At 48.0% G+C, this 22,907-nt stretch carries 17 protein-coding genes; 14 read left to right on the forward strand and 3 right to left on the reverse strand.

Annotation, left to right across the window (positions count from 1 at the left end; translation table 11 throughout):
• Positions 1 to 122: 122 nt before the first annotated feature.
• Positions 123 to 2,171, reverse strand: a complete 2,049-nt coding sequence (locus GWR21_RS22825; protein WP_162333960.1) for a TonB-dependent receptor — start codon at positions 2,169 to 2,171, stop codon at positions 123 to 125.
• A gap of 42 nt (positions 2,172 to 2,213) precedes the next feature.
• Positions 2,214 to 3,533: a PQQ-dependent sugar dehydrogenase gene (locus GWR21_RS22830; RefSeq protein WP_162333961.1), complete on the reverse strand. Its 1,320-nt coding sequence runs from the start codon at positions 3,531 to 3,533 to the stop codon at positions 2,214 to 2,216.
• 991 nt (positions 3,534 to 4,524) lie between these two features.
• Here GWR21_RS22830 and GWR21_RS22835 point away from each other — a divergent pair.
• The 14 genes from GWR21_RS22835 to GWR21_RS22900 all read left to right on the forward strand — a co-directional run bounded on the left by GWR21_RS22835 (position 4,525) and on the right by GWR21_RS22900 (position 19,754).
• The gene (locus GWR21_RS22835) at positions 4,525 to 5,421 is read left to right on the forward strand and encodes an energy transducer TonB (RefSeq protein ID WP_162333962.1); all 897 of its coding nucleotides are present in this window, start codon (positions 4,525 to 4,527) and stop codon (positions 5,419 to 5,421) included.
• Between the two features lie 208 nt (positions 5,422 to 5,629).
• The gene (locus GWR21_RS22840) at positions 5,630 to 8,209 is read left to right on the forward strand and encodes a phosphoenolpyruvate carboxylase (RefSeq protein WP_162333963.1); all 2,580 of its coding nucleotides are present in this window, start codon (positions 5,630 to 5,632) and stop codon (positions 8,207 to 8,209) included.
• 177 nt (positions 8,210 to 8,386) lie between these two features.
• Positions 8,387 to 8,689 carry an urease subunit gamma gene (gene ureA / locus GWR21_RS22845; protein WP_089809655.1) on the forward strand — a complete coding sequence of 101 codons (303 nt, stop codon included), beginning with the start codon at positions 8,387 to 8,389 and terminating at the stop codon, positions 8,687 to 8,689.
• A 42-nt stretch (positions 8,690 to 8,731) separates the two neighbouring features.
• Positions 8,732 to 9,106, forward strand: a complete 375-nt coding sequence (ureB, locus tag GWR21_RS22850) for an urease subunit beta (RefSeq protein WP_162333964.1) — start codon at positions 8,732 to 8,734, stop codon at positions 9,104 to 9,106.
• Positions 9,103 to 10,824: an urease subunit alpha gene (gene ureC / locus GWR21_RS22855; RefSeq protein WP_162333965.1), complete on the forward strand. Its 1,722-nt coding sequence runs from the start codon at positions 9,103 to 9,105 to the stop codon at positions 10,822 to 10,824. The genes ureB and ureC overlap by 4 nt, the downstream gene beginning before the upstream one ends.
• 8 nt (positions 10,825 to 10,832) lie before the next feature.
• Entirely contained in the window at positions 10,833 to 11,336 is a 504-nt protein-coding gene (gene ureE / locus GWR21_RS22860; protein ID WP_162333966.1) for an urease accessory protein UreE, read from the forward strand.
• 6 nt (positions 11,337 to 11,342) lie between these two features.
• The gene (locus GWR21_RS22865; protein ID WP_202928983.1) at positions 11,343 to 12,029 is read left to right on the forward strand and encodes an urease accessory protein UreF; all 687 of its coding nucleotides are present in this window, start codon (positions 11,343 to 11,345) and stop codon (positions 12,027 to 12,029) included.
• A 65-nt stretch (positions 12,030 to 12,094) separates the two neighbouring features.
• A complete protein-coding gene (gene ureG / locus GWR21_RS22870) occupies positions 12,095 to 12,733 on the forward strand; it encodes an urease accessory protein UreG (RefSeq protein WP_162333967.1) in 639 nt (212 codons plus the stop codon).
• Complete coding sequence (locus GWR21_RS22875; protein ID WP_162333968.1) at positions 12,730 to 13,512, forward strand: urease accessory protein UreD; 783 nt, start codon at positions 12,730 to 12,732, stop codon at positions 13,510 to 13,512. The genes ureG and GWR21_RS22875 overlap by 4 nt, the downstream gene beginning before the upstream one ends.
• A 10-nt stretch (positions 13,513 to 13,522) precedes the next feature.
• Positions 13,523 to 14,224: an urease accessory protein UreH domain-containing protein gene (locus GWR21_RS22880; protein WP_162333969.1), complete on the forward strand. Its 702-nt coding sequence runs from the start codon at positions 13,523 to 13,525 to the stop codon at positions 14,222 to 14,224.
• A gap of 179 nt (positions 14,225 to 14,403) precedes the next feature.
• Positions 14,404 to 15,816, forward strand: coding sequence for an NADP-dependent phosphogluconate dehydrogenase (gene gndA / locus GWR21_RS22885; RefSeq protein ID WP_162333970.1), 1,413 nt, complete (start codon positions 14,404 to 14,406; stop codon positions 15,814 to 15,816).
• A gap of 58 nt (positions 15,817 to 15,874) precedes the next feature.
• Positions 15,875 to 17,380, forward strand: coding sequence for a glucose-6-phosphate dehydrogenase (gene zwf, locus GWR21_RS22890; protein WP_162333971.1), 1,506 nt, complete (start codon positions 15,875 to 15,877; stop codon positions 17,378 to 17,380).
• A 5-nt stretch (positions 17,381 to 17,385) separates the two neighbouring features.
• Positions 17,386 to 18,111 carry a 6-phosphogluconolactonase gene (gene pgl, locus GWR21_RS22895; protein WP_162333972.1) on the forward strand — a complete coding sequence of 242 codons (726 nt, stop codon included), beginning with the start codon at positions 17,386 to 17,388 and terminating at the stop codon, positions 18,109 to 18,111.
• A gap of 194 nt (positions 18,112 to 18,305) precedes the next feature.
• Complete coding sequence (locus tag GWR21_RS22900; protein ID WP_162333973.1) at positions 18,306 to 19,754, forward strand: alpha-L-fucosidase; 1,449 nt, start codon at positions 18,306 to 18,308, stop codon at positions 19,752 to 19,754.
• Here the strand turns inward: GWR21_RS22900 and GWR21_RS22905 are convergent, their stop codons facing one another.
• Positions 19,755 to 22,568, reverse strand: coding sequence for a S8 family peptidase (locus GWR21_RS22905; protein ID WP_162333974.1), 2,814 nt, complete (start codon positions 22,566 to 22,568; stop codon positions 19,755 to 19,757).
• Positions 22,569 to 22,907 lie beyond the last annotated feature (339 nt).

Consider the following 22,907-nt stretch of genomic DNA (forward strand, 5'->3'; position numbering starts at 1 on the left):
ATGTTGACCCGTCCATACAAATGTCCTGCACTGTATCCAAATCATCTCATAAAACAAGGGTGAAACAACAAAGGTGTACCCTGCTACGGATACACCTTCATGACTATCGTGATATTTTTGTTTTATAATAAGATCCTTACACCGCCATAGTAGTTTCTGTCAGGTGCCGGATTGTAATACCTGGCGCCTACGGCATTCAGGTCATTTCCCAGGCTATACCGCTGATTCAGCAGATTATCTGCACCGGCATAGATGGCCAGCCATCTGTTCACGCCCCAATTCAGTTTAGTTTGTACCAGGTGATATTCTTTTGCAAAAGAGGTATTGGCATCATCCAGTGGTAAACGGGTCGTATAGTTGTATTGTGTATACAACGATACACGGGCAGGTAGTTCAATCAGCAGGGCTGACGTAACTACATTTTCAGGTACACCGGTAAGCGCATTGCCGGAAAAGTCTTTGCCTGCATTGTTATAATTGCTGAACCGGAAATGACTGTAGGTGTAACTTCCCTGCAACTGTATGCCACGGAAAAAGCCACTTGTCCTTGGGGTCTCCAGCCAGGCACTTCCCTGAAATTCTACTCCCGTCTGATTCGTACCTCCTGCATTGGTAAAGAACTCCGTACCATCATCATGTAGTTTACGTACGATCGCTTCCTCCAGTTTGTAATAGAAAACGGAAGCATCCAGCTGGAAACGGTTATTACGGGTATTTAAGCGGAGGCCCGTTTCATAGTTCCATCCCGTTTCTGCCTGAAGGGCGGTATTGATGATGTTATCTGAGGCCCTCACTTCCGCTATGGAAGGTGGGGAATAGCCCCGGCTGACAGTCGCACGTGCCGCCAGTGAAGGTGTGATCAGATAGGACAGCGAGAAGCGGGGCATGAGTTCCGCCGTAAACTTCTTTTTGCCATCTGTGCCTGCAGCGACGTCGTTGAAGTGGTAGCGATAATAGTTAAGGCTTACCGCAGCTTCTGCCACCCACTGTTTACCCGGTCTGAATGTAAGGCCGGTAAAATAGAAGTATTGTCTGGCGGTGATATCACTGGCTGCCTGTAACGTATCTCTTACACCCGCACGGTTGCCATAGTTGTCAATGTCAGAAGTGGTTTGCTGCCATTCCATACCTGTTGTCCAGTCCATTCGCATACCAGTATTGCCGATCTGCTGGTCCTGCAGGGCAAAGTAGGTACGTGCGCCTGCAGTATTCTCATCCCTTGCTTCAAAGTTGGTGATAAAGGGATTTTCAAAATGAGTGTTACTACCAAACACAGTAATAACATGCCGCCAGTGTTCAGACAGCTGAGAAGTGTGCACCAGTCCTCCAAAAGCAGTCTTATTACGGATACCCGCCTGTTGTGTTATAGCCCCTGGTAGCGTAGGAGTGGCAGGGCGGGATGCTTTCGGATTGGCCTCCATCTGTGCCAGCGTCAATCCTCCCGGTGTCCTGTAGTTCAGATCACTGTAAAAGGCGATCAGCTTCAGCTGATTATGTGGATTATACTGCCATTCCTGCGCCGTCTGCACATAGTAACGCTTCATGGCGCTGTTATCACGATAGCCATCGGAACGATGTACTGCCTGGTAGATATTCACTTTATAGTTCCCCGATTGCTGCTGCCAGCCCAGTTGCTCGCGGAACAGTCCATAGCTGCCACCTTGTATATCAGCCCGTACATGATTACTGTCAGGTAATGTACCTGCCGGATGTAATAATACGACGCCTCCTGAGTTAGCACCAAACTGGCTGCCGTCAGGGCCTTTCAGTATTTCTATTCCCTGAAAGCTACCGGGGTCAGACAGGTTCAGGTAGGAGTTACCACCTGCATCTGTAAGAGGAATTTCGTCCAGGTACATTTTGACGTTCCGGATGCCAAAGGGAGAGCGGAGCAGGCTACCTCTAAGGGAAAGCCGGTAACTGCCGGGAGAACGTTCTTCCATGCGTACACCGGGAACAGTGTTCATGGCAGGTAACAGGGTGACGCCCTGTTGTAACTGTAACTGCCGGGAGGTAAGCACGGTACTGCTGGTAGGTACCTGCAGCAATGTAAACTGTTTGCCAGGATATGCCTGTATGGTTACCTCCCGGAGACGATGTGTTGTATCAGAATATGACTGTGCGTAACTGGCCAATGGCAATATGCCAAGCGCCAATAGAACTTTTTTCATCGGGTAGTGTCTTCTGTTATTTCAAAGCTAACAGTATTTTAATTATTTCACCCGCCAAATGGTATTACCGGCATCATCAGCTACCAGCAGGGCGCCATCTGTAGCAACGGCGATGCCTACCGGCCGGCCATATACCTCACTCTTGTCAGCATCAGCAATGAAACCAGTCAGAAAGTCTTCCGGCTGCCCGGCAGGGTTTCCATTTTTAAACGGCACAAAGACCACCTTATAACCGGAGAGGGTAGAGCGGTTCCAAGAGCCATGCTGCCCTATAAACGCGCCGTTTCTGTACTTTTCGGGTAACGCCTTGCCCTTGTAAAAAGCAAGGCCTAAAGAGGCTGTATGTGCGCCGAGGGAGAGGTCAGGCACAATCGCCTTATTAACCAGTTCCGGCTGCTGTTTGCCTTCCATGGTAGGATCAGGATGTTGGCCCCAGTAGGAATAAGGCCATCCATAAAAACCACCCTCTTTTACACTGGTGAGGTAGTCAGGCACCAGCTCATCACCCAGCTCGTCCCGTTCATTGACGGCTGTCCATAACGTTTGTGTACCAGGAGCCCAGTCCATACCTACAGGATTGCGTAGTCCGCTGGCGTATATTTTCTCTCCGCTACCATCCGTATTGATCACAAGAATGTTGGCACGTCTCTGTTCGTTTTCCATGCCATGCTCTGCATTGTTACTACCAGAACCTACACTTACATATATTTTATTGCCTGCAACATTGGAAATGATATTGCGTGTCCAGTGATTATTGTAACCACCGGCAGGCAGGTCGAGGATCTTTTTACCCTGGCCGGAAATGACAGTATCGCCATTCTTATAGGAGAATTGCAGAATACCATCAGTGTTGGCGACGTAAAATGTTTTGTCGAGCAACAGCATGCCGAATGGCTGGTTTAATTCCTTTAAAAAGGTAGTGCGGACCTCTGGTATTCCATCACGGTCGTTATCACGTAATAATGTAATGCGGTCGGCACTGTTGCCGAAATTCCCCGAACCGGCTCTACCACTCACAGCATCTTTGACCTTTTTACCGACATCATCATGGGTACTTGATTCTGCTACCAGTACATCTCCATTGGGCAATACATACATCCACCTGGGGTTTTTAAGGTCCGTTGCAAAGGCAGTCACCGTGAGCCCCTGTGGCGCTACAGGGGTGTTCCCTTCATGCCATCCCAATACGTTACTGTAGTTCTTTGAAGACTTTGTGGCATATGGGGCCGGCAAAGAATCTGTCTGCGCAGTAGTATCCGTGTGGGTGGTACTATCAGCAGATGACTGATCTGGTTTGGTGGCATTGTGACAGGCCGCGAGTGATAACAAGACAATGGCCGCAGCTGGTAAATATTTTCTCATGTGATAATCAGTATTTTGCTCTACATCATTTCTACGCAATTTTGCTGCCTGAAAAAAAATATAGGCGATGGATTTGGAAATATAATTTCCTGCTGTATATTTGTCTACAGAATCAGTAGACTATTGCTGTTTACCACCACCCGGGGATGAGCGCTGAGTATTCTCCTTGTTTTGGCCCACCATCAGAACAATCGCATCAGCACGTAAAGATCAAAAACCGATTTCATTATGCAAATGCATAACCAATTATTGATACATACTTATTCTGTGGGTGACGTGGTAACGAATGATCATATTCATTTCTGTAAGATAGTTGTCTCCGGCAGCTATTGTTGATCACTAAAGATATTGTTTGCTATAAGCTGTAAATAAAAATGCCCGGTCAGGTTAGCGGGGAAGGTGTGTTGCAGATTTATTGGTGGTAAATTCTATGTAATATACCTCCCGCGCCCCCTGGCATTATTCTTAACATTATATACAGCTGTCTGCTGAATGGCGGAACCTGCGTTGCCTGCAAACCTTCATTACTAAATTTATCATTACAACATCATTATACCTGCTCGGTAACGATATCAATGTTATCATAAAAGATAGTGAATACTTCCTTTAGCAAATAGGTGATCCCGATCTGGATGTCAATCTGGAATGGTAATTTTTCACTACACTTTCTCTTTAACTACTCATCGTGTAATTTTTAGGATGAATGAATAAAATTCCCTGCTGTCACAATTACCAGGTAACAGGATAGCCGTGCATGCTGTTACAGGTGCTGCCTTTGGCTGTGACTGATAACACAATATTGGCAGGGATTTCAACGCGACATCTACTGCTATTTATTATAAAGCACTTACCTGTTGAGCATCGCGGAGTGATAATATATAGCAATTGTTTTTGTAAGCATCAGTTGTTTTATTGTGCTGATATACTGTTCGCTTACTTCCTTTCAAACGACCGGTCAGCAACATGCTGAAAACTTTTTTCAACTTTTCGTATGGAAAAGTATTTGCCCCGCATCTATATTGTAAATGTTTATCCCATGAATGCAAAGAACATTATTAAATCAGATTTTCTCGACATTCTTTTCGATGGTCGTAATAAAGACTACGGTGCCTATGAATTACGCCGTAGCGAAGACAGGCGTGTGCGAAATGCTATAATAGGTACGGCTTCCGTGGCTTTGGTGATCATTGGTGGATATGTGCTGAGTAACAAACTATTGGCTGCGGATATGCATAAACGAAGTGAAGTTGATATAGTGGCTGCTATTCCGGAAATGAGAGACTTACCTCCGGAAGAGAAACCGGTAACACCACCACCACCGGCTGTTCCCACACCGCCACCACCGCCTGTTTCAACCGCTGGTTTTGTAAGTCCTGTCGTGACAGATGACGATCTTGTACGCGATGAAGAACAAATGCCTCCGAGGGATAGTCTTGAACACAAAGCCATTGGCCTGACGAGTACAAATGTCCCTGGTGGTGACAGCGAAATGGAAAATCCATTTGCAGGTGTACCTGGTGGGAACGGCGTCGTGGAACCACCTAAGCCACAGGTGCCTGTTGACGAACCTCCGATGATCTTTGTTGAAATAATGCCCGAATTTATGGGTGGTGAAGATGCATTGACAAGGTTCCTGCGGAAGAATATCCGGTATCCACATATGGCGCAGGAAAACGGCATTGAAGGAAAGGTATTTGTACAGTTTGTTGTCAATAAAGATGGGTCGATCAGTGATGTGCAGACCGTAGGTGCACACAGAGGTGGTGGCCTGGAAGAAGAAGCCATGCGCGTGGTAAAACTGATGCCAGCCTGGAAACCTGGTAGACAGAGTGGCCGATATGTAAGCGTACGCTATAACCTCCCCATCGGTTTCCAGTTAGAACACTAAAAACTAATTTCTTTTTATCAGATAGTATTACCCGATTAACACAATTATTCTTTCAATTCACCCCAAAGTAAACGGGGACTTGCAATGAGCCGCAGCATTCCGCTGCGGCTTACTCGTTTAAATAACTTTGCATTCTACTTTGTAACTATTTTATATTATTTTTAGCTCCCGGTTGGCATAGGCTCTTTTAATATTACCAAATTTAGTTATGGAAGCACCGGTTAATAATACCTTGCAGTTGTTTAAGAACCTGGTTGGTACCAAGTTCCAGTTATACAATAGTCTGTTTACCGCATTACCTTTTCATAAGGTAGAGAGAACCGGCGTATTTCTGTCATTGTTCCTCATCCACTGTGAAGAAGGATTCGCAAAGGAAAAAAGTCCCCAGGAAATTCTCGATTCTTATTTTCAGCAGTACACCTCCTGCAGCAATGAACAGCAGAAGCTGGACCTCATGTTCCGCTTTGTGCAGTACGCTGAGCGCCAGGTAGTGTTGTTTGATGCGCTTGAAGATGCCGCTTTCCGTCAGATCCATGATGTGCACGGCACAGGCACACTGAGCCACCTCTTGTCCGAGATCACCGCCGAACAGGCTGAAGACAGGCTGGCTAAGAAGTTACAGGATTTCTCCGTAAGGCTCGTATTGACAGCACACCCTACCCAGTTCTATCCAGGCGGTGTACTAACTATCATCAATGACCTCTCAAGGGCATTGATCAATGATAATACCGCCCAGGTGAACGCTTACCTTCAGCAGTTGGGTAAAACTCCTTTCTTTAAGAAGGAAAAACCTACGCCATACGATGAGGCTATCAGCCTTATCTGGTTCCTGGAAAATACATTCTACCCTGCCGCCGGGCGTATTATTTCCAAACTGAAGGCACAGTTCCCCGCTGCTGTCAATAGTAATAATCCAGTTATCCGTATGGGATTCTGGCCTGGTGGAGACAGAGACGGTAACCCGTTTGTAACAGCAGATACTACCTTACGTACCGCTGAGGCGCTGCGTGGAGGTATCATTAAGTGTTACTACCTGGATGTGCGCCGTCTGAAACGCCGCCTGACGTTCAAAGGTATTGAGCAGGAGCTCAACGCCCTGGAACAACAGCTGTATAATAATCTGTTCATTCCAGGGCAAAAGACCAACATATCACAAAAAGAGATACTGGACGTACTCGCACGTATCCGCATCATACTCATAGAAGAGAACAACGGCCTGTTCCTCAACCTGCTGGATGACATGGTCAGCCGCGTGGAACTCTTCGGACTGTTCTTCGCTACGCTGGACATCCGTCAGGATAGTTCTGCTCATGGACCACTGCTGGAAGCAATCGCTGAAAAGACAGACCTGTTGCCGAAAAATTATAAAGACCTGCCGGATAATGAGAAGATCACTCATTTGCTGAATATTAAAGCTAAAGCAGATCCGGGTGTGCTGGAAGATGCCCTGCATAAAGATACCCTCGCCACTATTGCCGCTGTAAAGGAGATTCAGCAGGCCAACGGCGAATTCGGCTGTCACCGCTATATCATCAGCCACAGCATGAATGCACTGAATGTCATGGAGGTGTATGGTCTCTTCCTGGCTTCCGGCTGGGAAAAAGACAAACTCAGCATAGATATCGTGCCACTGTTTGAAACCATCGATGACTTACGTCAGGCGGGTAATGTGATGCGTGAGTTGTATGATAATGCTGCCTACAGGGAACACCTGAAAAAGCGTTATAACAAACAGACCATTATGCTGGGCTTCTCCGATGGTACCAAAGATGGTGGTTACCTGATGGCCAACTGGAGCATCTATAAGGCAAAACAGGAACTGACCCGTATCTCCAGGGAATATGAAATAGATGTTGTCTTCTTCGATGGTCGTGGCGGTCCTCCAGCAAGAGGTGGCGGTAAAACTCACCAGTTCTATGCGTCTATGGGACGTGATATTGCCAATGAAGAAATTCAGCTGACGATACAGGGACAGACCATCAGCTCCAACTTCGGAACAGTGGAATCTGCCCAGTTCAATATTGAGCAACTGGTACATGCCGGTATTGCCAATGAGCTGTTCTCCTCCCGTGAAGTGACCCTTTCCGGGGAAGAAGAGTCATTGCTACAGGGACTGGCAGATGAAGGGTATAAAGCATTCAATGTACTGAAACATCATCCTGACTTCCTGGATTACCTGGACTTCGCAAGTCCGCTGCGTTACTATGCAGAAACCAACATCGGTAGCCGTCCTTCCAAAAGGAACGCTGCTGCCAAACTGAACCTGAACGATCTCAGGGCGGTGCCTTATGTCGGTGCCTGGAGCCAGCTGAAACAGAACGTACCTGGTTATTATGGCGTAGGTTCAGCATTGGAAGTACTGGAAAAAGAAGGTAAATGGGACGACCTCAGGAAACTATACAAAAACTCCCTGTTTTTCCGTACCCTGCTGGGTAACTGTCAGATGGCGATGAAGAAAAGCTACTTCCCCCTTACAGCAGCATATGGTAAACATCCACGTTTCGGCGAAGTATGGAACATGATCCATGATGAGTACAAACGTACCCGTACGATGATCCTGAAGCTGGTAGGTGAAAATGAACTCATGGCTGCCTATCCGGTTGATCAGCTGTCTATTCAGATGCGTGAGCGTATCGTGCTGCCGCTGCTTACCATACAGCAGGCTGCCCTGGTGCGCATTCGCGAACTGAATGAGACGGGCAATGGTGATGGCCTGAAAGAAACGTATGAGAAACTGGTTGTACGTTGTTCCTTCGGTATTATCAATGCCGGGAGGAACTCCGCTTAAAGTTTATTACATACTTATCATACGGAAACGCTCAATGCAATACTGCATTGAGCGTTTTTCATTCTGCATTTTTTGCGTAAATTAACGCACGGAAGATCACTGAAGACTTATATACATTAACCCATCCCTGCAACGCGATGTCAGGAACAACAAGACACTATTTAAACCAAAATCACTATGCATTTAACGGCAAGGGAGACTGAAAAACTATTGTTATACCTGGCAGGAGAACTTGCAGAGAAGAGAAAGGCCAGGGGACTTAAACTGAATTATCCGGAAGCAATTGCACTGATCAGCAGCCGGTTGCAGGAAGCTGCCAGGGACGGGCAGACGGTCGCGCAACTGATGCAGTATGGTGCTACCATACTTACCAGAGAGGATGTCATGGAAGGAATTCCTGAAATGATAGACGAGATCCAGATAGAAGCGACTTTTCCCGATGGTTCCAAACTGGTAACAGTACACCATCCTATCAGATAACAGACACGCCCATCCACCCACTTCTAAACCTCCTTGCTGCGTATGATCCCAGGTGAATACTTTATAGCGCCAGGCGTTATTGACGCCAACAAGGGCCGTACCGTCGCACAGGTACATGTTGTCAATACCGGCGACAGACCCGTGCAGATCGGCTCTCACTGTCATTTTTTTGAAGTGAACCGTATGTTGTCATTCAACAGGGAACACGCCTTTGGTATGCGGCTGAACATTGCTGCCGGTACTGCTGTGCGCTTTGAGCCCGGTGAAGAAAAAACAGTAGAACTGGTATCACTGGGTGGTAACCGCCGCGCCTTCGGTATGAACGATCTTGTTAATGGGACTACCATAGGTGATAACGCCCGCAGTAAAGCCATGCAGCAGATCCATGACCAACAATTTAAACATCAGCCGGAATGAGCCTTAAAATTAACCGTGACCGCTATGCGGCTATGTATGGTCCTACCACTGGCGACAAAGTACGCCTCGGTGATACGGACATCATCATTGAAATAGAACACGATCATACGGTATATGGAGATGAAGCCAAGTTTGGCGGAGGTAAGACCATCCGCGATGGTATGTCTCAATCTGCTACGGCTACACGCGATCAGGGTGTACTGGATATGGTGATCACCAGTGTGATGATCATTGATCACTGGGGAATTGTAAAAGGGGACATCGGTATCAAAGATGGCCGTATCGTGAAAATAGGTAAAGCCGGTAATCCTGATACCATGGATGGTGTAGACCCGGATATGATCATTGGCGCCAGTACAGAAGTACATGGTGGCGCAGGACTGATCGCCACTGCCGGTGGTATTGATACACACATCCATTTTATCAGTCCGCAACAGATCACGCATGCATTGCACAGTGGTATCACGACCATGATAGGTGGAGGAACGGGGCCTGCGGATGGTACCAATGCGACGACTGTTACTCCCGGGAAATGGTTTATCAAAAAGATGTTGCAATCTGCCGATGCATTCCCTATGAATCTGGGCTTTCTTGGCAAAGGTAACTGCGCGACCGAGCCTCCCCTGTGGGAACAGATAGAAGCGGGTGCCCTGGGCCTTAAAATACACGAAGACTGGGGGGCTTCTCCTGCCGTGATCAACGCTTCGCTGAAAGCAGCCGATAAATACGATGTGCAGGTAGCTATTCATACTGATACGCTGAACGAATCCGGCTTCCTGGAAGATACGATCCAAGCGATCGGCGGAAGGGTTATTCATACCTATCATACAGAAGGCGCTGGTGGTGGGCACGCACCTGATATTATCAGGGCTGCGATGTATCCGAATATACTTCCTTCTTCTACTAATCCCACCCGCCCCTACACCGTCAATACCATCGATGAACATCTGGACATGCTCATGGTATGTCATCACCTGGACAAGACGGTGCCGGAAGATGTGGCTTTTGCAGATTCACGTATCCGCCCGGAAACAATTGCTGCAGAAGACATCCTGCATGACATGGGGGTATTCAGTATGATGAGCTCCGATTCGCAGGCTATGGGACGGGTAGGTGAAGTCATCATCCGTACTTGGCAAACGGCCGACAAAATGAAGAAACAGCGTGGTGCATTAAAAGAAGACGAAGGCAGGCATAATGACAACTATCGTGCAAAGCGGTATGTGGCTAAATACACTATCAACCCCGCCGTCACACATGGTATCGCTGCACATGTCGGATCGCTGGAACCAGGCAAGCTGGCGGATGTGGTGCTATGGAAGCCTGCATTGTTCGGCGCCAAGCCTGAAATGATCATCAAAGGTGGGATGATCATCTGTAGTCGCATGGGCGATCCGAATGCCTCTATTCCTACCCCGCAACCAGTGATATACAGAGAGATGTTCGGCGCCTTCGGCGGGGCACTGCACAAGACCTGTGTAACATTTGTCTCGCAGGCCGCAGCGGGCAAGAACATCGCGCAGGAATATGGTTTACAGAAGATCGTATTGCCGGTAAAGAACTGCCGCAACATTGGCAAGAAAGATATGATACACAACGACAGCACACCTGCAATAACCGTCAACCCCGAAACTTACCAGGTAACGGTGGATGGTCAGGTACTGACCTGTGAACCGGCTACCGTATTGCCGCTCGCACAGCGTTATTTCCTGTTTTAACTACAACTATGATCATTATAGAAAAAATAGAAGGCAACATCATTACCTGTCCGACAGAGCCACGGATCACTGATCCGCTGCAGCTGGAATGGTTTGAAACAGGTAAGCGGGTGTTGCGCCGCTATACACTCGGCGGACAGGAAGTCGCCCTGCGTTTCATGCGGGAAGCACCTATGCTGCAACAGGGAGATATTGTATGGATGGATGATAAGAAAGCGATCGTCATCAGCATCCTGCCTGCACAGGCGATTGTGCTACGGCCTGCTACAATGACGGATATGGCCGTGATCTGTTACGAAATTGGTAACAAACACCTGCCATTATTCCTGGATGGTGAGGACGTGCTGGTGCCTTACGAAGAACCGTTATTCCGCTGGCTTGAAGCAAGGGGATATGTGCCGGCAAAGGAACTCAGGACGCTAACCAATATGCTGAAAAGCAATGTTACGCCACACGGCCATGGCACTAGCGGATCACTCTTTAGTAAGATCATGCAGCTGACTGGCAAATAAACTATTATGCACAACTGGTTACCATATCTCTTACATTTAAGCGATCCGACATTGCCGATCGGGGCGTATACACATTCCGGCGGACTGGAAACCTATGTGCAGCAGGGGGTGATCAAGGATGGTGTAAGTGCCGCTGCTTTCATTCGTAATACATTGGAACATAATCTGCCTTACAACGACGCCCTGTTTGCTGCACTGGCCTATCAGGCAACAGTAGCGGATGATGTCTCATTACTGGTAGCGCTCGATCAGGAGTGCACAGCCCTGAAATCTCCTCAGGAGCTGCGTATGGCAAGTCAGAAGTTAGGGATCCGCCTGCTGAAGTTGTTTTCGCCGTTGGCGCAATATCCAACCGGAGAAAAATATATGCAGCAGATCAAGGCAGGTAGCGCCACCGGACATTATTGTCTGGCATTTGGTATATATGCCGCGCTATCGGGCATTCCACTTACAGAAGCATTAACTGCTTTTTATTATAACGCGGCTACCGGTATGGTTACAACCAGCGTGAAGTTAGTCCCGCTGGGACAACAGCTGGGACAGCAGATCTTATTTGAACTGTTATCTCAATTACCTGCATTGGTAACGCGTACGCTGACGATACCAAGGGATATGGCAGGACGGTGCAGCTTTGGCGCTGATATCAGCAGCATGCAGCATGAACGGCTGTATTCCAGATTATACATGTCTTAGGAATTGAATGCAGTGAAGATCATAGCGAATTCTTTAATTCCTCCTTCCTAACTAAAATTAACACTATGCAATCTCGTACATACATCAAGATCGGTGTGGCCGGACCTGTAGGCGCCGGTAAAACAGCACTGATAGAAAGACTCTCCAGACAGTTGCATCAGCAATATAGTCTGGCTGTGATCACAAATGATATCTACACAAAGGAAGATGCGGAATTTCTGATGAAGAACAGCCTTCTGCCTGCTGAAAGGATCATCGGTGTGGAGACAGGTGGATGCCCCCATACTGCCATCCGGGAAGACGCCAGTATGAACCTGGAAGCTGTGGAAGAAATAGCTACCCGGTTCCCGGACGTGGAACTCATTTTCATAGAAAGTGGTGGCGACAATCTATCTGCTACTTTTAGTCCTGATCTGGCTGATGTGACTATTTTCGTGATAGATGTAGCAGAGGGAGATAAGATCCCCCGCAAAGGAGGGCCGGGCATTACCCGTTCAGACCTCCTGGTGATCAATAAAACAGACCTGGCACCCTACGTAGGTGCAAGTCTCGAAGTGATGGAGCGTGATGCCAGCAGGATGCGTCAGGGCAGGCCCTTTGTTTTCACCAATCTGATGACACTGGACGGACTGGATGCAGTCATCGGCTGGATCAGGAAGTATGCCTTACTCGAAGCCGTAGAGGAGCCGGCATTGCTGCAATGACAAGTGAACTGGATATCAGGGCGGCGGTCAGGGGGACGCATACCTATCTGCAACACAGCTATTTTACCAAACCATTTAAAGTAGCCGATATCAGTGGTAGCCGGTCAGGCGACCTGCACCTGACAATAATGACAGCATCTCCGGGAATACTGGATGGTGATCAGTATGAGATCAGTGTACATCTGCAGCCGGAGACCTGTGTGCATTTGTATACGCAGGCATACCAGCGCATCTTTCAGATGGAAATGGGGGCAAAGCAACGATGGCAGGTGAGAATGGAAAAGGGCAGTAGCCTGTATTATCTGCCTCATCCCAGTGTACCGCATGAGCGGTCCATATTTGACAGTGCCAGCCGTATTGAACTGGAGCCGGATTGCCGCCTATTGTGGGGAGAGATCATTACGTGCGGAAGAAAGCTAAGCGGAGAGATATTTCGTTGTGACTATTTCAAAAATGTACTGGAAGTATGGTGCCATGGCCGGTTGTTGTTCAAGGATGTTACCGTGCTGGAACCAGCCATTATATCGCCTGGAGCAACAGGGCAGTGGGAAGGGTATACACATCAGGCATCACTGTTATGGTATGATGCACAGCAGGATATAGATGCAATGGCGACACTTATCCATAACTGCCTTTCATCCGAAGAAAAGATCAAAGCTGGTGTGTCGCGTACTGCCGCGGGAGCATTGTTGATCAGGGTGCTTGGCAATGGAGGAGAGCAGCTTTATGCACTATTTAAAAGGATATCCTTACTCACAGGACAGGAAAGAAAACTTTAAAAGATACTACATGAATGCAGCATTGCAATTACTGATCACAACCGCTGTGACCATCAGTTTTTTGCACACGGTAACAGGCCCGGATCACTATGTGCCCTTCATCGCCCTGAGCAGGGTCAGGGGGTGGTCCATATCGAAGACGGTGGGTTGGACGCTGCTGTGCGGAGCCGCCCATGTGGGTAGCTCGGTGTTATTGGGGTTACTGGGTATCGGCCTGGGATGGTCACTGTCAAAGATCAGTGGTGTGGAAGGTGTGCGGGGAGGACTGGCAGGATGGGCCTTGCTGACTTTCGGGTTGTTGTATACTATCTGGGGATTGAAACGGGCCTGGAGTAACAAGGTCCACAAGCATTTTGACGTGTATGATAATGGCGAAATCTATGTTTATGAACATAAACACGGAGAGATTGTTTATCCACAGGAGCGGATGAAGGTCACGCCCTGGATTATGCTGATCATTTTCGGATTAGGTCCCTGTGAGCCACTGATCCCATTGCTGACCTACCCGGCGGCACAGCATTCAGCATATGGTATGTGTATGCTGATAGGCAGTTTTACACTGTTCACCCTACTGACCATGGTAGGGATGGTCTTATTAGGGTATTACGGCTTCTCGTTATTGAGAATCAGTTATTTGGAACGGTATGTGCATGCGCTGGGGGGAGTAACAATACTGATCTGTGGCGTGGGTATGGTATGCCTTGGCTGGTAAGATTTAAGGAAAATTTAAGAGTCCGCTGAACGTTGCATGAATCGCGGAATCTTATGTATAAATGGCGGCATTTGGTACAGTAACTTCATAGTTTTGTCAGGTCAGATAATAGTATTTGCAATTGGTAATTGATAATTCGTACTTTTACTTCATTCTTTTAGGCACTTACACGATAATTTATGGCACAAAGCGTATTCGATTTTGGCATGATTGGTCTTGGCGTAATGGGACGTAACCTGTTACTGAACATGGCTGATCATGGTTTTTCCGTTATTGGTTTTGATAAAGATAGTACCAAGACCGGGGCTCTGGAATCGGCTGCTACAGCTGGCACTACTGTAAAGGGAGTGGCAGAACTGGCAACCATGGTACAATTACTGGAGCGTCCGCGTAAGCTGATGATGTTGGTACCAGCCGGTCAGCCGGTGGATGATGTGATCGAATCATTGATCCCGCTGCTGGAAAAAGGTGATGTTGTGATTGACGGTGGTAACTCACATTATACAGATACATTACGCAGAGTAAAATACCTGCGTGAGAAAGGAATTCATTTCATGGGCATCGGCGTTTCCGGTGGTGAGAAAGGCGCCCGTACGGGACCAAGCATCATGCCGGGTGGTGACAAAGAAGCGTATGAAAAAGTAAAACCAATGCTGGAAGCTATTTCCGCGAAGGTAAATGGTGAACCTTGCGTAGCCTACCTGGGTAGGGAAGGTGCAGGTCACTATGTAAAGATGGTGCACAATGGTATCGAGTATTCCATCATGCAGCTGATCAGCGAAGCATATGCATTGCTGAAACAGGCAGGACTGGATAACGATCAGCTGCATAAAGTATTCAAGACCTGGAACGAAGGCGATCTTCAGTCTTTCCTGATCGAGATCACTGCTGATATCTTCCTGCAGAAAGATGACAAGACCAGCGCAAGACTGCTGGATGTTATCTCTGACAAAGCGGGTTCAAAAGGTACTGGTAAATGGACTTCACAGGATGCAATGGAACTGCCGGTAGCTGTTCCTGTAATTGATACCGCTGTGGCATTACGTACTATTTCTGCTTACAAGGATGAACGTGTACAGGCAGCTGCGTTATATAAATCTCCTGCTGCACAGCTGAATACGCCGGTTGATACCTGGATTCAGCAGGTACATGATGCATTACACTTTGGTATCATCATCAGTTATGCACAGGGTCTGGCGATGCTGCATCAGGCATCAAAAGAACTGCAGATGGAAATTCCTTTACCTGAAGCTGTGAAAGTATGGAGAGGCGGTTGTATCATCCGTTCTACCCTCCTGGAAGTATATACCCAGGCTTACAAAGCAGCACCTGAATTACCTAACATCCTCCTGGATAAGAATATTGCTGCTCTTGTAGAGAGTGCCATCACCAATACCCGTACCGTAGTGGCACAGGCCGCGCAAACAGGTACTGCCGCTGCAGGTATCATGTCAGCCCTGGCTTATTTTGATGCTTACCGTACAGAGCGTATGCCAACCAACCTGGTACAGGCACAACGCGATTACTTCGGTGCACATACCTATCAGCGTATAGATGTCCCTGGTAGTTTCCATACCGTTTGGGGTGAATAAAGAGTTTGAGTGTCCGTCGCCTTTAGTGTGATGGACACTCTCATAAAATATAGTTGTTATGCAGAATCATAAACGTCCGCCTGCCTCCATCATCTTCATCTTCGGCGGTAGCGGCGACCTGAATTACAGAAAACTTTCGCCGGCTTTATACAACCTGTTCCTGGATAACTACATGCCGGAAAACTTTGCGATTGCCGGTATCGGTCGTAGTCCTTATGACAACGGCGCCTACAGAGAGCGTTTACTGGATGGTATCCAGAAGTTCTCCCGTCGTAAAGGAGAGCAGAACGGTCACTGGGCAGATTTCAGCCAGCATATAACCTATCTGCAGATGGATGCAGAAGACAGAGCAGCATACAGCGCCATCACTGATTTCGTGAAGGCAAAAGAAGAAGAGTGGGGTGTACATCCTAACGTGATCTTCTACCTGTCAGTAGCGCCTCAGCTGATGCCTGCTATCGCACAGAAACTCGGTAGCCTGAACCTGTGCAGTGATAAACACAGCACACGTATCGTTGTAGAGAAACCATTTGGTCATGACCTGCAAAGTGCGCATGAACTGAATGAACTGCTGTTAAGCATGTTCTCTGAAGAACAGATCTACCGTATTGACCACTACCTCGGTAAGGAAACCGTACAGAACCTCATCGCGCTGCGCTTTGCGAATGCGTTGTTTGAGCCTTTATGGAACCGTAACTATATAGATCATATACAGATCACCGCTTCTGAAACCGTAGGGCTGGAAGGCCGTGGCGGTTATTATGAGAACTCCGGTGCACTGCGTGATATGGTGCAGAACCACATCCTGCAGGTAATGTGTATGATCGCAATGGAAGCGCCTGTATCTTTTGATGCAAACGAGATCCGTAATAAGAAAGTAGATGTATTGAACGCTATCCGCAAATTCACCAAGGATAAGATCCATGAGAATGCGGTACGTGGCCAGTATTCTGCTGGCTGGAGACAGGGAAAACAGATGCCTGGTTACCGTGAGGAGAAAGGTGTTGATCCGGAATCTGCTACTGAAACATATGCAGCTGTTAAGTTCTATGTTGATAACTGGCGCTGGCAGGGCGTACCGTTCTACGTACGTACCGGTAAGAACATGCACCAGAAAGCGACCAACATCACCCTGCAGTTCCGCCAGGCACCACACTACGCGTTCCCTGCCGAATCAGCAGAGACATGGCGCCCAAACCGCCTGACCATCAGCATCCAGCCGGAAATGGATATCCGTATCCGCTTCCAGGCGAAACGCCCTGGCCAGAGCATGGAATTGGACCCGGTGGAAATGGTATTCAACTTCGATCGTCAGTATGGTGATGACCATGCTCCTGAAGCATATGAAACACTGCTGCTGGACGTAATGGAAGGCGATGCTACCCTGTTCATGCGTGCTGACCAGGTAGAAGCTGCCTGGAAAGTGGTAATGCCGATACTGGAAACATGGGAATCCCGCACACCGGTTGATTTCCCTAACTACGCTCCTGATTCCTGGGGTCCTGAAGATGCAGACGCCCTGATCGCAAGAGATGGACATGCCTGGATCAATCTACCTAAATAAGAGAAATGGAATTACACATAGCTAAAAATACCCAGGAACTGAGTGAGAACCTGGCAGCCTGGATCAGTAACTACATCCAGGAAGTGTTACAGGACCAGCCTATCTTTACATGGGCCCTCTCCGGTGGTAGTACGCCTAAGGCATTATACACACTGCTCACAAAAGAACCCTATAAACTCATGATCCCCTGGAACAGGATACATTTCTTCTGGGGTGATGAAAGAGCGGTTCCTTTTGAAGACGAACGTAATAATGCCCGTATGGCTTATGAAACTCTGCTGGATGTAGTAGGGGTTCCTTCTGAAAATATCAATGTTATGCGCACTGATATTGAACCAGAAGCAGCAGCTGCGGAATATGAAGCGATCCTGAAAAAATACTTTGAGGAAGGAGATACCACTTTTGATCTCGTATTATTGGGCATGGGTGATGATGGACACACGCTGTCCCTCTTCCCTGGTTTACCAATCGTACACGAGAAGAAAGCATGGGTAAAAGCATTCTTCCTGAAAGCGCAGGATATGTTCCGTATCACGCTGACAGCTCCTGTGGTGAACGAAGCTGCCTGCGTTGTATTCATGGCTACCGGTAGCGGTAAAGCCCTGACGCTGAAGAGTGTAATAGAAGGTGACTTCGACGCTGAGAAATACCCTTCCCAGTTGATCCGTCCCCAGGAGGGTGAATTACACTGGTTCGTAGATGAAGCAGCCGCGGGTGCACTGGAAATGTAATGAAGTACGATGTATAGCCACCGGCTATCTTCTGAAATAACAGTCAAAACGTCCCTTTCATGCAAATGAAAGGGGCGTTTTCTTTTTGAATATACTACCGGTTCAGGTGCAGATGGTATTAGGAATTGCTGGCCCGTCATTTTATATTTATCTATTGTTTAGATATTCACGGTCTCATACTATCAACTACAGTTATGAAAAAGATTTTCCTCTATGCAGCAGCATTACTATTAACTAGTGCGCCGCTGGCCGCTCAGCACTATACAGCTGACTGGGCTTCTCTTAATAAACGCGGTATACCGGCCTGGTTCAATCAGGCGAAATTTGGCATCTTCATCCACTGGGGAGTATATGCGGTACCTTCTTTTGCCGTGGTAGGGCCTGGTGGCTATTCCGAATGGTATTGGTATCAACTGGACGGCGCGAATGATGACACGCATAAGAAAGTGCGTGCATTCCATGATAAGAACTATGGGAAGGACTTCAGCTACCAGCAGTTTGAATCGCAGTTTAAAGCTGAATTATTCGATCCTGCACAATGGGCGGATGTATTCAAGCGCTCTGGTGCAAAGTACGTCGTGCTGACCTCTAAACACCATGAAGGTTATTGCCTGTGGGATAACAAACAGGCGGACTCCATATGGGGCCGACCCTGGAATGCGGTTACCGGTACACCTAAGCGAGACCTGCTGGGCGATCTGACCAGTGAAGTGAGAAAAGCAGGATTGAAAATGGGATACTATTATTCGCTGTACGAATGGTTTAACCCACTCTGGAAAAAAGATAAGGCGAGTTATGTAAAGAACGTCATGACTCCTCAGTTCAAAGACCTGGTTACAAAATATAAACCTTCTGTGATCTTCTCCGATGGAGAATGGGAACAGTCAGATACTGCATGGCGCAGCCCGGAGTTACTGGCCTGGCTGTTTAACGAGTCGCCTGTGAATGATGAGGTAGTGGTAGATGATCGCTGGGGCAGCAATACCCGGGGGAATAATAATGGTGCTACCTATCTTACTTCTGAATATGGAAGTGGGATGCAACCCGGTGTAGTATGGGAAGAAAGCCAGGGTATCGGCAATTCCTACGGCTACAACAGAATGGAAACAGTAAATGACTATAAGAAAAGTAATGACCTCGTAGTCCTCCTGGTGGATATCGTTTCCCGCGGTGGTAACCTGCTACTCGATATCGGCCCCACTGCTGATGGCAGGATACCTGTTATTATGCAGCAACGCCTGGTAGATATAGGCGCCTGGCTGGAAGTGAACGGAGAAGCCATCTATAATACAACGCCCTGGAAAGAGACCCGTCAGTGGAGTGCAGGTAACCGTCCGCCGGTAAAGGAAGCCAGTTATATGTCAGACTACAATGTTGCGAAGATGATCAAACCGTCCAAAGAATATGCGCACATTGAGATGTTCTTTACCAAAAAAGATAATGCCCTGTATTGTATTGCTACAGGTTATCAGCCGCAGCTGCGCATAAAGGACTTTGCACCTGCTAAGCAGGCAAAGGCTAGCATCCTTGGCAGCAATAAGACGATCTCCTGGAAGCAACAGGGTAAAGATTGTATCGTAGACCTGTCCGGACTGCGTCCGGGAGATCTGACAGGCAATCTGTTTGTCGTAAAGGTCCGGTAACTACTCAGCCGCTTTTATAAAGCGTTTCACAGCTATTTTCTTAGCGCCCTCGTATATCACAAACAGGTATACGCCGGGCGCTATTCCTTTTAGGGAATATGTTTGCCGCACACTGGTCAGCGGGGCTTTCAGTAATGTGCGGCCAGCCATGTCTGTAATACGAACCCGGTAATCGCCGAACTTACTGCTGAGCAGCATGATCTGCTGTCCCGCCGGAACCGGAAATAGATGGAAGTCTCTGTCGAACAACAGCTGTACTGTTTGTATATCAGAATAAACAATGCGTCCGTCTGTCAGCTCCAGTTTTATCCTGTAACTGATCAGTCCTGATTGCTCCGGATGATCTTTGAAGATATAGCGCTCATCTGTCGTTACATCCTGTGACGAGATCGTAACGAAATCATTGCCCAGCATCCTTTCCCAGTAAATTTTCCTGACCCGCAGGAGTGTGCTTAGTGTCACAGATATATCGACACTGTTATCTTCCATAACATCAGCGAGCACCTGCCGGAAGAAACAATAGATGCCCTGTTGATCGTAGTTGTAGCTATTACTCAGCGCGACAGCCCATCCGTCTTTATGCACAGGACGTACAGTGATGAAGTCACTGGTCAGTTGTGTTTTTGGAAGGAACAGCAACGTATCTGTCGTAGTGGTAATATGGGAGAATGTTTGTCCTGACAGGCCCAATACATCATAAGCGGCTGCATTATTCACTGCTGGCCAGTATACCAGCAGGGTATCCGGACAATTGAACCCTACATTCACAGTGACAGGTGGTGAGATAGTGAAATAGGGGCTTGTCCAGATAGTATCAGCAGTGGTGATGCGTAACAGTCCTTTGCTGAAAACATCTGGTACCTGCCAGCGGATATTGCCGGCGGCAACAGGGATGTCAGCGGCTACCTGTGTCCAGGTAGCACCACTGTCAATACTGAACGACAGCGCTCCGTCACCAGCATACAGCGTGCGCCACCTTACAGAGATGTTTTTGCCCGAAGTAAGTTGTTCTCCGGCCGCCGGATACTGCCATTCAAAAGATGAGGCGGGAATCAGCTGATAAGCTAGTGAGAATCGTTGTGTATTGCCTGAACGCAATGTAGCTGCCTGCACCATGATACGGGTGGCACCTGCTGTAGGCCAGTCTATAGTCACCTGTTCGGTGTTATTCAGGGTATCCCTGCCTTTGTAAGCCGCTGCCTGTAAGGAGTCCGCATGTGGAAAAGTAGATAGTACCCAGGGAAGATAGATCTGGCCTGCTTCTTCAATAACCGAGAGATCAAGGTCATTGACCAGCGCTTTCGCAGCCGTTTCTGTGGAAGCAGGATCGGTCCAGGTTAATGTCACTTTCAGCTGGCGGGTATTTGCAGGAACCGTGACCGGAAAACTTACTGTATTTCCCCCATTTACTTCTCCGCCAAGCAGACGTCTGTTTTTCACCGTTCGTATCGCTCCGAGTGCATTCACGATACCATAACCACTGCTATGGTCCGGACCGGGTGTGTAGAGATCATCTGCACTATTGATCAGGATCGCTTTGGTCATTGCGGCAGACGGTGTGCGTCCATATTCCTGTTGATAGGCTTCCTGTACTAATGTAGCAATACCGGTAGTCGTTGCAGCAGCATCCGAGGTGCCGGCCTGTCCATAGGCAACGAGCTGTGGAGCGATACGGCCGTCAAATGCGGGGCCCTTTGAGCTTAACAGGGGTACCTGGTAACCAGTATCGATGCCGCCTGCCACCAGTACGTTTTTGGATTGCTTGAAAGTGCCGGTCAGGTTGGCATATCGGGTAATGCCTTTGTAGGTACCGCTGGTGGGCGCGGTGTTACCCACATTGCCGGAGGAGAATACATGCAGCAACGTATCCAGTGTATAGACCTGCTGGTCATAGGCCACTGCTTCAGCACCGTAATAGTTTTCAATGGCAGTGCCGTAGGAATGATTTTGCAGACTGATACCCCCATTTTTGAAATAGTCATTGTCATCTGGCAACAGGCGCATATAGTCAGACGAACTGAGTTTTGCTTTTACCGCAACGCCTTTGCCACGTGGACCACTATTGCCCAGTCCTGCAATAAGTGTGGCCATCATGGTCGCGTGCGGGTTCAGTTTGCCGGCGGCCAGTGGCGAAGACACTGCTTTGCCCAGCAGGTCAAGATCTGTGCTATCAAATAATTCTTCTTTTAGTCCTACTACGTGATCAGCGCCCTGTAGTCCCGGATATTGCTCGTGTAATGCATTGATAAAATTCACTGAAGGCAGCGCGTTACTGATGGTCACCTCTGTACGTGGCGTACGTAGCCGGTCAGCAAAACGCACATTTTCCTGGGCCATGAACAGTGCCCAGTCTTTTTTCTTCACCACTGCCAGCGCAACGGAATAGTCCGCAGATATACTGAATGGTCTGCAATAGCGTAACTGACGAATATCTTCAGCATAGGAAACCTGCACACGGACGCTGTCGGCTTCAGGCACCCGGCTCATTTCACTTACCAGCTGCTCACTGCATTTCCAGTTATAATTCGCTTTAAGGGCATACTCAACAAGCTTCGTCTCCAGGGAGTCGAACTGTGCGCTTTTCAGTACGTGATGCTGACCGCTCAGTGAGCGTATCAGTCCATGCCTGGACAACAGTGAATGGCCGGGAAAAGACCTGAATTTAACCAGGTAATAAGGTGATGCAGTCTGGGTTGTATCGGTGTACAATACGGTAATACTATCAATGGAAATACGCTGCTGCGCGGAGAGCTGAAAACAAATGCATAGGTGAACAAGCATCAGGGAAGCGAATGTTAGCAAACGGGCGTTCATGGATGGGCAGAGGTTTAGATTTCGAGTTGACCAACTGAAAATAGTAAAAAAGGTCAGACTCTCAAAAAGAATCGTTGTTGCCGCATATTTCTAAGCTATTGGCGACCTGTTGATGAGCAACAAATCCCCATACTAACAGGACACTAATAGGTCACCTCAAGGTCACCTCAAGGGCACCTCAAGGGCACCTCAAGGGCCAGGGGATATTGAAGTGCCCTTGAGGTGACCTTAAAGTGACCTATTAGTATCGCCTAAGTGAGCTGATCTGTACCTGATCGGGAGCTTATCTGGAGCTTAATGAATAGGAAAAAATACCTGTAAATAAAAAAGCCGTCCACC

It is taken from the genome of Chitinophaga agri (assembly GCF_010093065.1).
GTDB lineage: Bacteria > Bacteroidota > Bacteroidia > Chitinophagales > Chitinophagaceae > Chitinophaga > Chitinophaga agri.

Bases quoted from the DNA above. Each gene is read 5' to 3' on its own strand.
- GWR21_RS22825 (WP_162333960.1), bottom strand. From the start codon at position 2,171: ATGAAAAAAGTTCTATTGGCGCTTGGCATATTGCCATTGGCCAGTTAC.
- GWR21_RS22830 (WP_162333961.1), bottom strand. From the start codon at position 3,533: ATGAGAAAATATTTACCAGCTGCGGCCATTGTCTTGTTATCACTCGCG.
- GWR21_RS22835 (WP_162333962.1), top strand. From the start codon at position 4,525: ATGGAAAAGTATTTGCCCCGCATCTATATTGTAAATGTTTATCCCATG.
- GWR21_RS22840 (WP_162333963.1), top strand. From the start codon at position 5,630: ATGGAAGCACCGGTTAATAATACCTTGCAGTTGTTTAAGAACCTGGTT.
- ureA (WP_089809655.1), top strand. From the start codon at position 8,387: ATGCATTTAACGGCAAGGGAGACTGAAAAACTATTGTTATACCTGGCA.
- ureB (WP_162333964.1), top strand. From the start codon at position 8,732: ATGATCCCAGGTGAATACTTTATAGCGCCAGGCGTTATTGACGCCAAC.
- ureC (WP_162333965.1), top strand. From the start codon at position 9,103: ATGAGCCTTAAAATTAACCGTGACCGCTATGCGGCTATGTATGGTCCT.
- ureE (WP_162333966.1), top strand. From the start codon at position 10,833: ATGATCATTATAGAAAAAATAGAAGGCAACATCATTACCTGTCCGACA.
- GWR21_RS22865 (WP_202928983.1), top strand. From the start codon at position 11,343: ATGCACAACTGGTTACCATATCTCTTACATTTAAGCGATCCGACATTG.
- ureG (WP_162333967.1), top strand. From the start codon at position 12,095: ATGCAATCTCGTACATACATCAAGATCGGTGTGGCCGGACCTGTAGGC.
- GWR21_RS22875 (WP_162333968.1), top strand. From the start codon at position 12,730: ATGACAAGTGAACTGGATATCAGGGCGGCGGTCAGGGGGACGCATACC.
- GWR21_RS22880 (WP_162333969.1), top strand. From the start codon at position 13,523: ATGAATGCAGCATTGCAATTACTGATCACAACCGCTGTGACCATCAGT.
- gndA (WP_162333970.1), top strand. From the start codon at position 14,404: ATGGCACAAAGCGTATTCGATTTTGGCATGATTGGTCTTGGCGTAATG.
- zwf (WP_162333971.1), top strand. From the start codon at position 15,875: ATGCAGAATCATAAACGTCCGCCTGCCTCCATCATCTTCATCTTCGGC.
- pgl (WP_162333972.1), top strand. From the start codon at position 17,386: ATGGAATTACACATAGCTAAAAATACCCAGGAACTGAGTGAGAACCTG.
- GWR21_RS22900 (WP_162333973.1), top strand. From the start codon at position 18,306: ATGAAAAAGATTTTCCTCTATGCAGCAGCATTACTATTAACTAGTGCG.
- GWR21_RS22905 (WP_162333974.1), bottom strand. From the start codon at position 22,568: ATGAACGCCCGTTTGCTAACATTCGCTTCCCTGATGCTTGTTCACCTA.